Here is a 15375-nt window from a genome sequence, read left to right on the forward strand (position 1 = left end):
TCTATTCCCTCTCTTTCCTGTGAAAATGTAGTGCCGCATTCTTTAAAAGTTCTTCATATGTTCCACTTTCTATCATTTCCCCTTTATTTAAAATAAGAATATGATCCATCTGTTTCATCCAGTGAAGACGATGTGTTGCAAGAAATACTAACTTACCTTCAAACAGACGTAACATCGCTTGTTTTATTTCAAATTCAGTTTCAATATCAAGATGTGCCGTAGGCTCGTCTAATAAAATAATTGGCTTTTTACTTAGAAGTGCGCGTGCCATAGCGACACGTTGTTCTTGTCCACCACTAAGCATACGTCCACCTTCTCCAATTCTTTCGTACATTCCATTCGGAAGCGATGCAACAAGTGAACGAAGACCAACTTCATTAATAACTCTTTCCACTTCTTCATCAGTTGTATTTGTTTCATAGAAACAAATGTTATCTTTTAATGAAAGCGGGAAAATATAAGGTTGCTGCGGAATATAAGCAATATTCTTTTGCCAATCTTCACGAGTAGACCCGTCAATTTCAACACCATTTACAATCAACTTTCCACCAGAAGGAGTTAAAAATCCTGCTAATACGTCGATTAGTGTTGATTTCCCCGCTCCACTCTCACCAATAACACCAATAGCACCGTTACCTTTCCAAGTAAAATCAATTCTCTCTAATATCTCTTTTTCAGATTCATCATTCTTTACTTTTACATCTTGTAATTTCAAGTTACTAGATGAATTCCATATGATATCTACATTAGATTCTTTCTTTCCTATTTCTTTTTGTTGCTGTAAAATCTTTTCTATTTGCTCCATTGCAAGTTGTCCATCTAACGTAGCATGGTAATTTGCTCCAACTTGTTTAATCGGCAAGAAATATTCCGGAGCTAAAATTAAAATCGTAAGGGCTGGCAATAGTACAATTGTCCCGTCTATTAAACGTATCCCTAATCCGACCGCCACAAATGCGATTGATAAACTCGTAAAGAAATCTAATGCAAAAGAAGAAAGAAAAGCAACTCGCAAAGTACGCATCGTTGCTTTTCTATATCTTTTACTTACCTTTTCAATCTTTCCTTCGTGCTGTTTACTTTTACCTAAATACTTTAATGTTTCTAATCCTTTTAACGTATCTACAAAATGATTAGAAAGTACACGATATGTTTCATATTGGCTATCCGCCATTTTCTGTGCTGCTAATCCTAGTAGGATCATAAATATAATTACGATAGGAATCGTTACAACTAAAATGATTCCAGACTCAATATCTAACGTAAAAACATATAGTACAATTAGTCCCGGTATGATACTACTTCTAATCATTTTAGGAATTGTTAATTCAATATATGTTTTAAATTTCTCAATACCTTCTATCGATAAGGTAACCAGATGACCTGTTCCAGCAGTTTGAACATACCGTGGACCTAACGTGAAATACGCCTCTATTAATTGTTTTCTCAGTAGCGATCCTGTTTTTTCAGCAAAACGTTCCACTAATATTTGCGATATTCGAACCAACATGTGACGTACTGCAAACGTGATTCCAAAATAAACAGTTTCATTTAACACAGATTGTACTGTTTCTCCCTGAAATAAGAACGTAATAGCCCGTGCTAAAAACACTGTTTGTGCAATAATACTAAAAGCTTCTAAAATGCTAATGATTGTTAACACTACATATAAAACTCGGCTACCAGGATACGACGGAAGTCCTCTTTTTCTTTTCATTAGTACTCCAAATCTTTATCTGACTTAACAGGTTGTCTAAACACATAGAAACTCCATATTTGACTTCCCAAAACAAATGGCAATATAGCAATTGAAAAATACGTCATCAGTTTTAGTGCATAATCTCCTGATGCTGCATTATAAATTGTTAAATCGTATATTGACCCTAACGAGCTAATTAAGACACGTGGGAACATGCCGGCAAACACACTCGCACTTAGTAAAATGATTGTTAAACTCGTCATAACGAAAGCCCAACCATCTCTTCTTCGTTTATTTAATAATGTTGACGCACATAATGCTACAAAAGCTCCGATCGGAACCATAATCCACTCTGTACCATGACCAGTGAATATATCTGTTTTCCATAACCCTACACCGGCAAAAATAAGAAGTGCTATAATTGCAAGCGGTGCAATTTTCAACGCAGCAATACGTGCACGTTCTCTTAACTTACCAGTTGTACGTATAGTAAGGAATTGCAAGCCGTGAACAATACATAGCAGAAGGAACATAACTCCTCCAAGTAATGCAAATGGATGAAGTAATTGTAAGAATCCACCTACAGCATTTTTCGTCTCATCAATTGGAATACCTACCATAAAATTAGCAATGGCAACTCCCCAAAGGATAGGCGGTAGCAAACTTCCTAAAAACATACCCCAATCCCAAAAACCTTTCCATTTATGATTATCTATTTTCGCACGGAATTTAAAGGAAACACCTCTAATAATTAAAGCAAGAAGCATAAATACAAACGGAATGTAAAACCCGCTAAATAAAGTTGCATACCAGTGCGGGAATGCCGCGAACATAGCTCCACCAGCACAAACAAGCCATACTTCATTCGCGTGCCAAAATGGACCAATTGTATTTAAGTATATTCTTTTCTCTAAATCGTTTTCCCCTAAAAACCTTGAAACTATACCTACACCGAAATCGAAACCTTCAAGTACAAAGAAGCCTACGAATAAAACTGCAATAATGATAAACCACAACACATTAAGAGATAACATACTCTTCCTCCTTATCAAATGGATCATGGCTTTGAGAATCCTGTTTCGTTTTCTTATTCTCATGTCCTTTAATGATACGAACGAATAAGTAAATAGTAGTTCCACCTATAATTAAATATAGTGATGTGAATGAAACTAAAGAGAATAACACTTCTCCGAACGTAACATTTGGAGATACAGCATCTTCCGTTTTCATAACACCGAAAACTACCCAAGGCTGACGTCCCATTTCAGTCATAATCCATCCTACTGTATTACCGATAAACGGTAGTGAAATTGCATACACCATTAATTTTAAATACCAAGTTTTTTCAGCTAAACGATCTTTTCTTGATAAGAACCATCCGTATACTCCTAGAAGAAGCATAAATGTGCCACTCATTACCATCGCTCTAAAACTCCAGAACATTGTGTGTACTGGTGGAATATAATCTCCAGGCCCATATTTTTCTTCATATTGCTTTTGAATTTGATTCATCCCTTCTACTTGACCGCTAAATTTATCATATGATAATAGACTTAGCATATAAGGGATTTGAATTTCAAACGAATTTTCTTTCTTCTCTGCATCAATTTTCGCAAATACTGTAAATGGCGCTGGATCTTCACTCGTATTCCATAACGCTTCAGCTGCTGCCATTTTCATTGGATGTGTTTTAATTAATTGTTGTGCTTGCGCATGACCGAAGAATAATACAAGCGCTGTCGTAAGTGTTCCAACAATGATAGAAATGCGGAACGATTTTTTAAACACTTCAGTTTCTTGAGCTTTCGTTATTTTCCATGCACTCACACCTGCAATAAAGAAGGCACCAGTTGCAATTGCCGCTGTAATTGTATGCGGGAATTGTACCCATAATTGTGGGTTTTGGATAATTGCTAAGAAATCATTCATTTGTGCACGTCCATCTGCTGCCATTTCATATCCTACTGGCGATTGCATAAATGCACTTGCAGTTAAAATCCAAAATGCTGATAACATTGTTCCAATTGAAAGGAGCCAAATACATAAAAGGTGAATTCGCTTCGGTAATTTATCCTCACCGAATACCCATAAACCTAAGAATGTAGACTCAATGAAAAATGCTAATAAACCTTCAATCGCAAGTGATGGACCAAACACATCACCTACGAAACGTGAATAGGTTGACCAGTTCATACCAAACTGGAATTCTTGTAGAATACCAGTTACTACACCTACCGCAAAGTTTACAAGGAATATTTGCGTCCAAAACTTCGTCATCTTCTTATAAATTTCTTGTCCCTTTACCACATATAACGTTTGCATTAACGCAATGATAAAAGCTAAACCAATAGACAGCGGAACAAAAAAGTAATGGAAAATCGTTGTTGATGCGAATTGTATTCGTGCCAATTCGAGCGTTTCCATACTACAATCACTTCCTTCATAATTTTTTATATCGTATTTTCGATTGAGTTGTATGAATAAAACAACTCAAATCTTAGAAATATAGAAAGATAAATTTGTTTATGTACTTTTAGAAAATATAAATTTTCAGTTTTTAAGATAATTACAAAAGAACTTTCTCATAAAATTTACCTTTTCACTATTTCAGTAGTGTTTTATCCGTTAATCGAATTGTATAATATACCTGCATAGTAAATTCAGCTGATTTTTGACGTATTATTGACATCATTTTGTCTGAAATATGTCTTTTGTCATTTTTTTGAATTAGATTTTTCTCATTAATAAAATGTATTTTTTTAATATAAGACTTACTTTCATATCAATAAAATAATCGTTTTTCTCTTCATACACTTGACTTTTACGCAAAAAAATGTCCTCTGAACCAACAAGGAAATTAGTTAGTTTTTTGTCAAGAGAAAAATGTATTTTTAAAATTCAAACACAAAATAATGTTATTCAAAAATAGAAAACACCCGCGCTCTCTCTATACTAAAAATTCATTTTTTGTCATTTTTTCAAACTAAATTAATATATAAAAAATACCGAGAATCGATTAGACTCTCGGTATTTTTTAAATTATTTTGCTGTATGTTTTCTAATAGCCGGTAAAATTTCAGTAGCAATTAATTCGATGTTTTTCTCAATTTTATCAAATGGTACACCACCAAAATCAATTTGTGCCATAAAGCGTTGTTGCCCAAACAATTCATATTGGTAAAGCATTTTTTCAATAATTTGTTGCGGACTACCAACCATTAACGCGTCACGGTAATCTATTGCATTTGTAAATTGGTGTTTCGGATACCCACCACCGCGTAGTGTAAGCATACCAGCATTAATGTAAGGATAGTATTCACTAAGTGCATCTTGTGAATTTTTTGCTGTATAAAATAAACTCGTTGTTGCAACTGGCAAACTTGCTGGATCAAACCCACTTTTCTCAGCAGCCTCATGGTAAGCATCTACTGATCCTTTAAAGTTAATAGCTGGACCACCTAGTGTTGTTATCATCATTGGTACACCTGCACGTCCTGCTTTAATCGCACTAGCTGGTGGGCCACCAACTGCACGCCAAATTGGTAAGTTATTATTTTTAGCTCTTGGAATAACCGATGCATGTGCAAGTGGTGCTCTGAACTGTCCATTCCATGTTACATGTTCCTCATTATTAATTTTTAATAAAAGATCCATCTTCTCTTCAAATAACTCTTCATAATCATTCACGTCATAACCAAGTAAACTATATCCTCCAATACGCGATCCACGGCCAGCCACAATTTCTGCACGTCCATTAGAAATCAAATCAATTGTAGCAAAGTCCTCATATACTCGTACCGGATCAGATGTACTTACTATCGTTGCTGAACTTGCAATTTTTATATTTTTCGTAGCTTGTGCAATAGCTCCTAAAATAACTGTATGAGCTTGCGTCGTAAAATGCGTTTGATGACTTTCACCGACAGCAAATACATCCAGTCCAGCTTCATCCGCTAACTTAGCTGTTTCAATTAATTCATGAATTCTTTGTTCTGCACTAATTTTCTCTCCATTATGCGGATTTAAAACATGATCCCCAATCGAATATAATCCAAACTCCATTCCTTTACTTATATCCATACGGTATTTTTCCATCATTACTCTCTCCTTTAATGAAGTGGTATTAGTTTCTCTTCTAAAAACGTCGGTAATTCAAATGTATCTCTCTATTCCTTACAACATCACTTGATTAGTCAATTGATTTCGTAAAAAAAATTACTCTTGTGGTAATTCTTTTTTTTCACTATGCTTATGAACTTTCGTCATCAGCTCGTATAATATTTTTTGCTCTTCTTCATTTAATACATCATCAAAAAACGAAGATTGAAATGCAAGTTGCTCTGGCAATGCTCTCTCTAAAGCTGCTTCCCCTTGCTCTGTAAGACTAATTGTTTTCGTTTTCCAATCCTGTTTTCGTACAATATATCCTTCTTTTTCAAGACGAGTTAACATTCGAGAAATACCGCCTTGTGTAACAGTTACCTTTTCAGCTAACTCCATTTGTGTTAATGGCTGATACGTACGTATTTGCAAAAGAACATCAAATTGAGCTGTCGTTAAATCAAAACGTTTTAAAAACTCATTTGACATCTGATTACTTTGGTTCGTGAATCGTATTAAACGTAACCATATTAATGACCCTATCGTATTATCACGCATGTTTGATCACTTCCTATCGTGAATCTTACTATCACTTTACCACTCAAGTGATAGTAATGCAAGAGATAATTATATTTTTCATACACCTAACTTAAAACAATATGTTATACCCAAATGCATCACTTGTGTAATATCTGGTCTACCTTTCTATGTAAAAAGATTTAAGCTCAAATACCTAATCCTTATTATGCATTTTTTTGCTTTCTGACACAATTTGTTCGGGAATTCACATCATTAAATAGTTACATTTTATTATCTCCAAAATGAAATATACAACCTTATTAACGTACTCTTTCCCCCTCATAAGTATGAGTGTTTTTAATTTGCGAACAAAAAACTAAATATAATGATACAATTAAATAAAACAATCATAAAAAGGTGGGGATAACATGCAAATTTCTAAACGATTTATAAAACCATTTCCTGAATATGAGGACATATTTTATGATGATTTGGAACAGCATAAAAAACACTTTTTACCCATTTGCTCTATTAATTTACAATGTGTTGAACCAGAATCAGAAGAATGGTTACATATTGTGTCAGCAAAAGAAATCCATGATGGTTGCGTTGGTGATTTTACCAAACCATTTCACACAAATTTTACGAAAGCAGATACATTAGGGTTCGATGTCATTAATGGAAAATATAAATTTGAAGCGGATTGGAATTATTTCAAAATCGAACAAAATAATTCTGACATAATAGAACAAGCCTACGAGAGTAATGAAAGAAATTATCAAATCCGTAAAGAATATTTTCAACGTAATCAAAAAATTTATCCTTATTCTAGCTTTGGAAAAGAATTTACATCTGTAGAAGTATTAGAAGAAGAGTTTGCCGAAAAACAAACAAATGGCTGGGGATTAAATTATCCCGTGGTAAATGGTATCCTAAATGATGTTCGTTTTATGACAGAAGAAGGTAAAGAATTATTAGAAGACTGCGATAACGAAGACGAAATTTTTGACTTTACGAATCTTCTATATGTACCAAAAGATGAATATGGACGTCCATTTACATATGTTGGATTTGTTACAGGATATTATTTTCAAGCTTATGGTGCCGATCGTATTTACTTATTCTTTAATAAAGAATTAAGAAAAGCAGTAATTTGTTTTGAATATACATAAGATACTTAAGAAAAATCCATTTTGAACATTATTACATGAATCAACATGGATTTTTTATAAATAATTTATTTATATTTCAATTCCGCATCTACTGTGAAATGTGTAAAACCTCATATATTGTAATATCCTCCATCTCTTCAATTTCAGGCTTTACTTCATAAAATTCAAACTGACTATATCCCCACTTATCTGGGTTATACACTATTACATTCCCTTTACAATTTTCTGTATTCTGGGCATTCTTATTCAAAATGTTAAATTGAGTCCCAATCAATGAATTCTTTTGAGGGATACTCCCCGTATATTCGACAACATATCTGCATTTTTTAAAATCATCACTTAGATTAACAACTAATGGAACACCTATATTTATTTGTTGCCACCCAAACGATTGTAAAATATTATCGTAATACCCTTCAAAAATAAATTTATTCATCCCTTCATGACCATTCCAAATATATAAAGGTGCATAACAGTTATAGAAATTCCCATGCTTACCTGCCTCAGTCATTAAATATGCTTTGAAATTCAATTCTTGAAAACCATCCGTTTTATACCCATTATCCTCTACCCTTTTCCTAATAATCTCCATATCATAATCTTTTGGCAAAATGACCTTATATTGCATTCCAATCATGTTTATCACTCACTTTCCATCTTATATACACAATGATAAGGCGATGATTGACTAACGTAAAATAGGTATAAATTATGATTGGTATCATTTATAATGATATCGTATAAGGGGCTGTGATAAATGGAAATAAATGATCTTATTATATTCAAAACTGTAGCTAGCGAAGGTTCTATTAGTAAAGCTGCGAAAGAGTTAGGGTATGTTCAACCAAACGTAACTGAGCGAATCAAAAAATTAGAACAAGAGTTAGAAACACCTTTACTACATAGAGATAACAAAGGCGTTTCCTTACTACCTTCTGGAGACATTTTATTAGACTACACGAATCAAATATTAACTCTAGTAGAAGAAGCGAAAGATCAAATTAAAATGAGTGGTTCTTCTTATATAATCGCGACGTCACAATCTATTTTGACTAATTATTTAAGTAAGCGCATTAAAGAAAATTTCAGGAATTATCAAATATATGTAGAAAATAGTAGTCATTTGCAAAAATTACTGCAGCAACAAAAAGTTGATATGGTCATTACTTATGAGGATTACCCGGACACAGCGTTTAAAAAAGTATTTTCCACTTCAATTTCTATAGGCTTATTAAAAGCGAAAGAAAAGTGTACCATTGACTTTTCAAAGGAACTCTTCTTCGTTAGCAATGACAAAAAGTGCCCTTTTAGAAATAGGACGATACAATTTCTAAAAGAAAATAATCTATCTCAGCATCAACTTCAACAATTAGATTCTTATTCACTCATTGAAGATTTTATAAACGATGGCAACGGAATAGCCTTTTTACCGATCAGAAAGGATAAATTGGAACCAATTGAAGATATTCCAGTTGAGAAATTAGCTGTTCATTTTTTTACAAATCATAACTCTTTAAAACAAATCCCTGATGAACTATTTGATTAATAGAAGAGCTATCAAATTAACTAATTACATACGCCAATAAAAATCCCTCCTTTACGAATCTAAAAGAGGGATTTTCATATTCTATACAATTGATTTTTCACACATTTTGCTCCACTTCTGCACTTTTCTCCTTCTTATTCCGTTTCATACTCTTCAGTCCCTTAACCGTGCCAACTAATCCTTTCGGGAAAACTAGCAATACGATAATGTACAATAAACCGAGAATAATCGTCCATCGTTCAAAAATTGGAAACTCTGTGGCTAGTTCTGATAAATAATATTTCAGTGATTCAATAATTCCTGCTCCAGCAATCGCTCCAATTAACGTTCCAACTCCGCCAATCATCGTCATCAACAATGCATTTAATGTCATTTCAATTGAAAATACTGTCGTATTAACAAAACGCAATGTGATAACAAATAAACCACCGCTAATCGCAGCTACTACTCCTGCAACAATGCTAGCAATAATTTTATAATGAAGCACTTTATATCCTAGTGCTTCAACACGTTGTTCATTTTGTGAAATTGCCTTTAATACTTTTCCAATAGAAGATTTGGTGAAAAGACGTAACAGAATAAAAATGACAATTAAACATATAAGGGTTACATAATAAAAGTTAAAACGATCACGGAATAAGTCTGGTACACCAAATGTAAAACCATCCCCTCCATGAGTAAGCCCGCGCCACTTTTCAGCAAGTACGAAAAATAACTGTGAAATAGCAAGTGTTAACATTGCATAAAAATGACTTTTCAGCCGTAAAGAAAGCAAACCGATTATATAACTAACAATGGCTGAAATGATAATTGCAGCTACTATCCCTATAAAAAAATTCGTTATGGATACTCCTTGCCGATCAAATAAAAGCGCTACGCCATATGCTCCTATTCCAAAGAACATACAGTGACCGAACGATACAATTCCTGTATATCCAAGCAATACATCAAAACTCATTGCAAAAATAGCAAAGATGAAGATTTGAGTGAACAAAATTAACAAGCTCCGTGAATCATTTACGAATGGAAATACACTTAAACAAATGAGCATAAATACTCCGAAGTATACTTTAATTCGATTTGATGTGCTGTTCACCATTTCACCCCTTTTCACCAACAAGACCAGTTGGCTTCACTATTAAGAAAAATAGTAACATTAACATATTGATTGCAAGTGATAAATCCGGTATAAAATACGCTGTAAAAGCACCCGCTAATCCGACAATTAAAGAAGCGATTGCTGAACCTTGTACGCTTCCTAGCCCTCCAATGATTACTACTATGAAAGCTAAAATCGCATACTGCATACCCATCTCGGCGAAAATAACGCCTGAATACGGTGCTAATAAGAAGCCTCCCAACGCTGCCATCCCTGCTCCTAATAAAAAGACGAAAGAAAATATCGCTTTTATGTTAATACCGAGCGCTTGAACCATCTCTTTATCTATTACACCTGCGCGTATCATAAGACCTATCTTTGTTTTTTTGAGCAATAATAGTAAGGCAATGTAAATGATGATCCCAATTAAAATAACGAATAGACGATATTTAATCAATATAACGCCGTCAAATGTAAAACTTCCTTGTAACCATAACGGTAATTTTGCTCCAATTGGATTTGGTCCCCAAAATACTTTAATACATTCACTAAGTACAAGCATTCCCCCAAGCGTAACTAGAAGCTGGCGAACATGATTTCCATATACCGGTCTAATTAGAAATCTTTCTAAAATGAACCCAAGGAACATGCCCATAGCTATTGCTCCAATTAATGCTAATACATAACTACCTGTCATATTAAATAGCCAAACACCTGTAAACGCTCCCCACGCAAATAAACCACCATGTGCGAAGTTTAGAACGCTCATTAGACCGAAAATAAGTGAAAGACCTGATGCTAATAAAAAAATGAGCATCCCTGTTGAAATCCCATTTACAAATAAATTGATTAACACATCCATCCTTCTCACCCCGGATTCATGTTAAGAGATTCCTAAATATTTGTGACACATTTCCTTATCCTCTTTTAATTCATGCATAAAACCGTTATGAACAATTCTTCCGTTATCCATAATATAAAAGTAATCGCCAATTTGACTAGCCATCATAAAGTTTTGTTCAACGAGTAAAACTGTTGTTTTCTCCTTCATTTTTAAAATGGCTATCATTAATTTTTCTATCATAATAGGGGACAAGCCTTTACTCGGCTCATCAATAAGTAATAAACCATCACTATTAATAAATGCTCTTGAAATTGCTAGCATTTGTTTTTGTCCTCCGCTTAAGAGTCCGCTTTTTTTGTGCCAAAACTGCTTTAAATCCGGAAATAATTCAAGCATCCACTCTATTTTTTCTTCCGCTTCTTCGCCCTTCCCCCTAGCAAGAGCGAATGTTTCTTCTACTGTCAGATCGTGAAAAATACCTTGATTTTCTGGTACATACCCTATTCCTTTCCTTGAAATTAAATGTGTAGATAATCCATTTACTTGTGTACGATCATAATAAATTTCACCATGTGCGATATGGTGAAACCCCATAACCGAACGTAATGTCGTAGTCTTCCCTGCCCCATTTCTTCCAAACAGTACAGTAATCGTTCCTTTCTCAACAGCAAGAGAAACCCCTTGTAAAATATGAAACTGATCTAAATACGTCTCTATATTATTCACTTGTAATAGTGCCACTATATAATCCCCCTAAATAAGCACTTTGTACACGCTCATCTTTCATCATTTCTTCGGGCAAACCTTCAGCCAATAACTCTCCATGGAATAAAACGATAAGGTGGTCTGATAAACCTAGTACCATATCCATTTTGTGTTCAATTAGTACAATTGTACTCTCTGGATGTTTCTTAATATTTTCAATTACTTGTAAGATTGCCGGTACCTCCTCAACTGATATACCTGCCGTCGGCTCATCAAGTAGTAACACATCTGTTTTTAAAGCTAATAACATCGCAAGCTCTAACTTTCGTTTTTCTCCATGCGCTAAATCTTTCGCTAATACATGTTCTTTCTCCTGAAGTAATACTGTTTTTAAGAAACGTCTTGCCTCTCCAACTTGTTGCTTAAATTTTGCCGAACTCGGAAAAAAACTATAGTAATCTTGCACGAATGATTGAACACTTAAACGAACATTTTCAAGTACCGTTAACTCTGGGAATATATTTGTAAGTTGAAAAGAACGACCAATTCCTAATCGAGTTCGATCCGAAATTGATAACTTTGTAATCTCTTGTCCTTTAAAATATACTTCACCCTTTGTTGGAGAAATTTGTCCACTAAGTAAATTAAATAACGTTGTTTTTCCTGCACCATTTGGTCCAATAATGGAAATGAGCTTTCCTTTTTGTACTGTTAAATTCACATCCTTAATAACATGATGTTCACCAAAAGATACGCTAAGATTTTTCGTTTCCAGCAAATGTGTCACGAAATCCCTCCCTTTAAAGCTTTGAGTATGAAAGAAATACGTATAAAGAGGGTATCCCCTCTTTATACGAAAACAACAGAAAATTCAGTCTATTTATTTTGAACTGGTGGTTCTGTCTCTTTCATCGTTAATTCTCGCTCTAATACTGGCACCGGATAATCAACACCATCTTGCTTTTTCAATGTGATAGAATACAGTGTCTGCATCGCTTGGTGATCCTTTTCTCTAAACTTCATCTTTCCTTTCGGTGTATCAAATTCCATTCCTTCCATTTTCTTAATTAATGTATCTACATCTGTATCACCTTTTGTCTTCTTTAAAGCTTCTACAATTGAAATTGCCGCAGACATTCCTCCTGCTGTAAATAAATCTGGCACCGCACCATTAAATCGTTTTTTATGTTCTTCCACTAACCAATCATTCACCTTATTTTTCGGAAGTGTATGGTAATAAACAGAAAAACCTTGCATTCCTACTAACGCATCCATCGTTTTTAATGCCGGTATATCTGGTGCACCTGTAGAAATTTTAATGCCTTGCGCTTCCACATTCATATCTTTTAACTGTTTCCAAGGTGAGTTTGCCCCTGCCCAAACGATAAATAAATAATCTGGTTTTGAGCTAATGATATTTTGAATATTTGCAGTGAAGTCAGTCGAATTTGTATCTGCGTATTGCTCGTTTACAATATTTGCCCCTAATTTCTTCGCTCCAGCTTTAAATGCCGCAATTCCCTCACGGCCGTAAGCATTATCTTGTGCTAACGTTGCTATTTTCACATCTTTTTTAGCAATTGCCGCAGCACCAGCGACTGCATCTTGAGATGAATTTCTACCTGTTCTAAAAATATATTTATTCCAGTTCTTCCCGGTAATACTATCAGCTACTGCCGGTTCTACAACCATTATTTTTTCATATTCTTCAGCTAGTGGTAGAACAGCTAATGTATCACTTGAACTAGACGATCCGACTAAAAAATCGACCTTCTCTTCTTCTAATAACTTCGTAGCTTTTTTAACTGCTACATCTGCTTTCGTTTCCGTGTCTTCTACAACAAACTTAATCTTCTTCCCTTCCACTTTCCCTGTTCCACCCGTTGCATAGTCTAAGCCTAATTCAAATCCGTTCATGGTTTGTTTTCCATACGATTCTAATGGACCTGTTAATGATGCAAGAACCCCTACCTTAATCGTCTTTTCATCCTCTGTACTTGTTTTCTTTCCTGAACAAGCTGCCGTTATTAATAACGAACCTAACACACAACCAGTAGCCATCATTCTTAGCCATTTACGTTTTTTCATCGACATTGTGATCCTCCCCATACTTTACTTTCTGATAGAGTCAAACACGCCAAAGTTACCCATCCGTAATTATGACTTTTCCTTTGAATCATACAAACAAATCTGTTAAAAAAATTTAATGAAGTACCTTTACATTCGCCGCCTCTTTCCAAATACCTCCATTTAGCATATACTCATCTAGTTTTTTTCACCACCTAATCACAGTAGCTGCCCACGTATACCCAGTCCCTGCACTAACTACTACTGCAATATCTCCGGCCTGTAATTTTCCTTGTTCATTTGCAAAGTGAAGACCAATGCAAGGATCAAGCGCTGACATATGTCCATAATGATCTAAATATACAACTTGTTCTTCTGCTAGCCCTAGCCCCTGTATCAATTCTATTAACATAGAACGTTTTGTATGCAGTGGTAACAATACTTTAATATCTTTAGGAGTATATCCACTTTTTCTTAACGCCTCCCGAATAACCTTATCAAAATTAGAGATTGAAACCCGGTCTAGACGTTCTTTCATACTAATAGGATCTATTACATCAATATAATGTTGTCGATTCTCAACTGTATCATAGCTCGCAACCTGCTTCGATCCACCAGCGGGGATACGAACATCTTCATGAAATGAACCATCTGTTATAATCGCACTTCCTAATATTTCACCGTTTCTAGCGTCTTTTTTCACTAAAGCTGCACTTCCGCCATCAGCGAAATTAAACATAAAACGTGAGCGTGGATTATCATAATCTACAATTTGAGATTCTTTACACCCACCTACTAATAATATATTTTCAATTGAGTTATCGGAGTAGAGCATATCTTTTGCGACTTTGAGAGCAATAGGAAAGCAAGAACTAACATTCATAATTTCAAAAGCATAAGCATTTTTTAATCCAAGTTCATGCTGAATTTTTGGGGCACTTGACCATACGTGGTAATCTTTATGTGGACTGCCAAAATAAATGACTACATCAATAGATTGAGGATCTACTTGTAATAATATTGGCTTTGCAGCAGCAATAGCTAAATCTGATGCATGCATCGTTTCGTCTGCGACATGTTTTTCATATAATCCAAACTTTTCTATAATAATATTCTCAGGGATACCTGTTTTTTGAGATAGGTCTGCGGCCGTCTCTACGTCTTTTGGGAAGAAAACACCAGTCGCTTCAATCCCAATATTCATTAGACTACTCCTCCTTCTTTTGGCACCATCATAGTCGCTACACCAGTTAATACTAAATCTCCTTTTTGGTTATGACACTCCGTTAACAATTTCAAAACTCTCTTTTCTATCATAAATTCTTGTACTGTTGCCGTAGCTGTAATCGTATCTCCTATAAAAACTGGTGCTGTAAATTTAATAGTTTGTTCCATATAAACAGAACCCTTTCCTGGTAAATGAACACCTAACAATTGTGATAATAGACTTGAAGTTAGTAAACCATGTGCTATTCTTTGATTAAATCTAGTTTGTTTCGCATACTCATGATCAATATGAATTGGATTAAAATCCCCACTCAAACCTGCAAATAATACAAAATCCGTTTCTGTTATTGTTTTACTACATGATGCCTGTTGACCTGTGCTATACATCGTCATCTC

General features: G+C 34.6%; 15 protein-coding genes. 2 read left to right on the forward strand and 13 right to left on the reverse strand.

What is annotated here, in order from left to right; all coding sequences use genetic code 11:
• Position 1: 1 nt before the first annotated feature.
• From cydD to ACXY7N_RS03290, 5 genes are all read right to left on the reverse strand, one after another.
• A complete protein-coding gene (gene cydD / locus ACXY7N_RS03270; RefSeq protein ID WP_016088314.1) occupies positions 2–1717 on the reverse strand; it encodes a thiol reductant ABC exporter subunit CydD in 1716 nt (571 codons plus the stop codon).
• The gene (gene cydB, locus ACXY7N_RS03275; protein WP_016134184.1) at positions 1717–2733 is read right to left on the reverse strand and encodes a cytochrome d ubiquinol oxidase subunit II; all 1017 of its coding nucleotides are present in this window, start codon (positions 2731–2733) and stop codon (positions 1717–1719) included. Before cydB ends, cydD begins: the two co-directional genes overlap by 1 nt.
• Complete coding sequence (gene cydA, locus ACXY7N_RS03280; protein ID WP_488592269.1) at positions 2720–4123, reverse strand: cytochrome ubiquinol oxidase subunit I; 1404 nt, start codon at positions 4121–4123, stop codon at positions 2720–2722. Before cydA ends, cydB begins: the two co-directional genes overlap by 14 nt.
• 615 nt (positions 4124–4738) lie before the next feature.
• Positions 4739–5794, reverse strand: a complete 1056-nt coding sequence (locus ACXY7N_RS03285) for an LLM class flavin-dependent oxidoreductase (RefSeq protein ID WP_488592270.1) — start codon at positions 5792–5794, stop codon at positions 4739–4741.
• Positions 5795–5914: 120 nt separating this feature from the next.
• A complete protein-coding gene (locus ACXY7N_RS03290; RefSeq protein WP_001205523.1) occupies positions 5915–6358 on the reverse strand; it encodes a MarR family winged helix-turn-helix transcriptional regulator in 444 nt (147 codons plus the stop codon).
• A gap of 389 nt (positions 6359–6747) precedes the next feature.
• On the opposite strand from ACXY7N_RS03290, the gene ACXY7N_RS03295 reads away from it, so the two are divergent.
• Entirely contained in the window at positions 6748–7491 is a 744-nt protein-coding gene (locus ACXY7N_RS03295) for a siderophore biosynthesis protein (protein WP_488592271.1), read from the forward strand.
• 88 nt (positions 7492–7579) lie between these two features.
• On the opposite strand, the gene ACXY7N_RS03300 is transcribed toward ACXY7N_RS03295, so the two are convergent.
• Positions 7580–8128, reverse strand: a complete 549-nt coding sequence (locus tag ACXY7N_RS03300; RefSeq protein WP_064449347.1) for a DUF4865 family protein — start codon at positions 8126–8128, stop codon at positions 7580–7582.
• A 120-nt stretch (positions 8129–8248) separates the two neighbouring features.
• On the opposite strand from ACXY7N_RS03300, the gene ACXY7N_RS03305 reads away from it, so the two are divergent.
• The gene (locus tag ACXY7N_RS03305; RefSeq protein ID WP_016088320.1) at positions 8249–9037 is read left to right on the forward strand and encodes a LysR family transcriptional regulator; all 789 of its coding nucleotides are present in this window, start codon (positions 8249–8251) and stop codon (positions 9035–9037) included.
• A gap of 97 nt (positions 9038–9134) precedes the next feature.
• Here ACXY7N_RS03305 and ACXY7N_RS03310 read toward each other — a convergent pair whose 3' ends face one another.
• The 7 genes from ACXY7N_RS03310 to ACXY7N_RS03340 all read right to left on the reverse strand — a co-directional run bounded on the left by ACXY7N_RS03310 (position 9135) and on the right by ACXY7N_RS03340 (position 15372).
• Positions 9135–10088 (reverse strand): branched-chain amino acid ABC transporter permease, encoded by a 954-nt coding sequence (locus ACXY7N_RS03310; RefSeq protein ID WP_016088321.1) that lies wholly within the window; start codon positions 10086–10088, stop codon positions 9135–9137.
• Positions 10089–10137: 49 nt separating this feature from the next.
• Positions 10138–10998 (reverse strand): branched-chain amino acid ABC transporter permease, encoded by an 861-nt coding sequence (locus ACXY7N_RS03315; protein ID WP_033659665.1) that lies wholly within the window; start codon positions 10996–10998, stop codon positions 10138–10140.
• A 21-nt stretch (positions 10999–11019) separates the two neighbouring features.
• Complete coding sequence (locus ACXY7N_RS03320) at positions 11020–11721, reverse strand: branched-chain amino acid ABC transporter ATP-binding protein (RefSeq protein WP_029439348.1); 702 nt, start codon at positions 11719–11721, stop codon at positions 11020–11022.
• Complete coding sequence (locus tag ACXY7N_RS03325; RefSeq protein WP_488592272.1) at positions 11699–12472, reverse strand: ABC transporter ATP-binding protein; 774 nt, start codon at positions 12470–12472, stop codon at positions 11699–11701. Before ACXY7N_RS03325 ends, ACXY7N_RS03320 begins: the two co-directional genes overlap by 23 nt.
• Positions 12473–12561: 89 nt before the next feature.
• A complete protein-coding gene (locus ACXY7N_RS03330) occupies positions 12562–13779 on the reverse strand; it encodes a substrate-binding domain-containing protein (RefSeq protein WP_000062015.1) in 1218 nt (405 codons plus the stop codon).
• 181 nt (positions 13780–13960) lie between these two features.
• The gene (locus ACXY7N_RS03335) at positions 13961–14956 is read right to left on the reverse strand and encodes a 3-oxoacyl-ACP synthase (protein ID WP_016134177.1); all 996 of its coding nucleotides are present in this window, start codon (positions 14954–14956) and stop codon (positions 13961–13963) included.
• Positions 14956–15372 (reverse strand): MaoC family dehydratase, encoded by a 417-nt coding sequence (locus ACXY7N_RS03340; RefSeq protein WP_098591662.1) that lies wholly within the window; start codon positions 15370–15372, stop codon positions 14956–14958. The genes ACXY7N_RS03335 and ACXY7N_RS03340 overlap by 1 nt, the downstream gene beginning before the upstream one ends.
• Between the last annotated feature and the right edge of the window lie 3 nt (positions 15373–15375).

The organism is Bacillus sp. 5w2 (assembly GCF_054353775.1).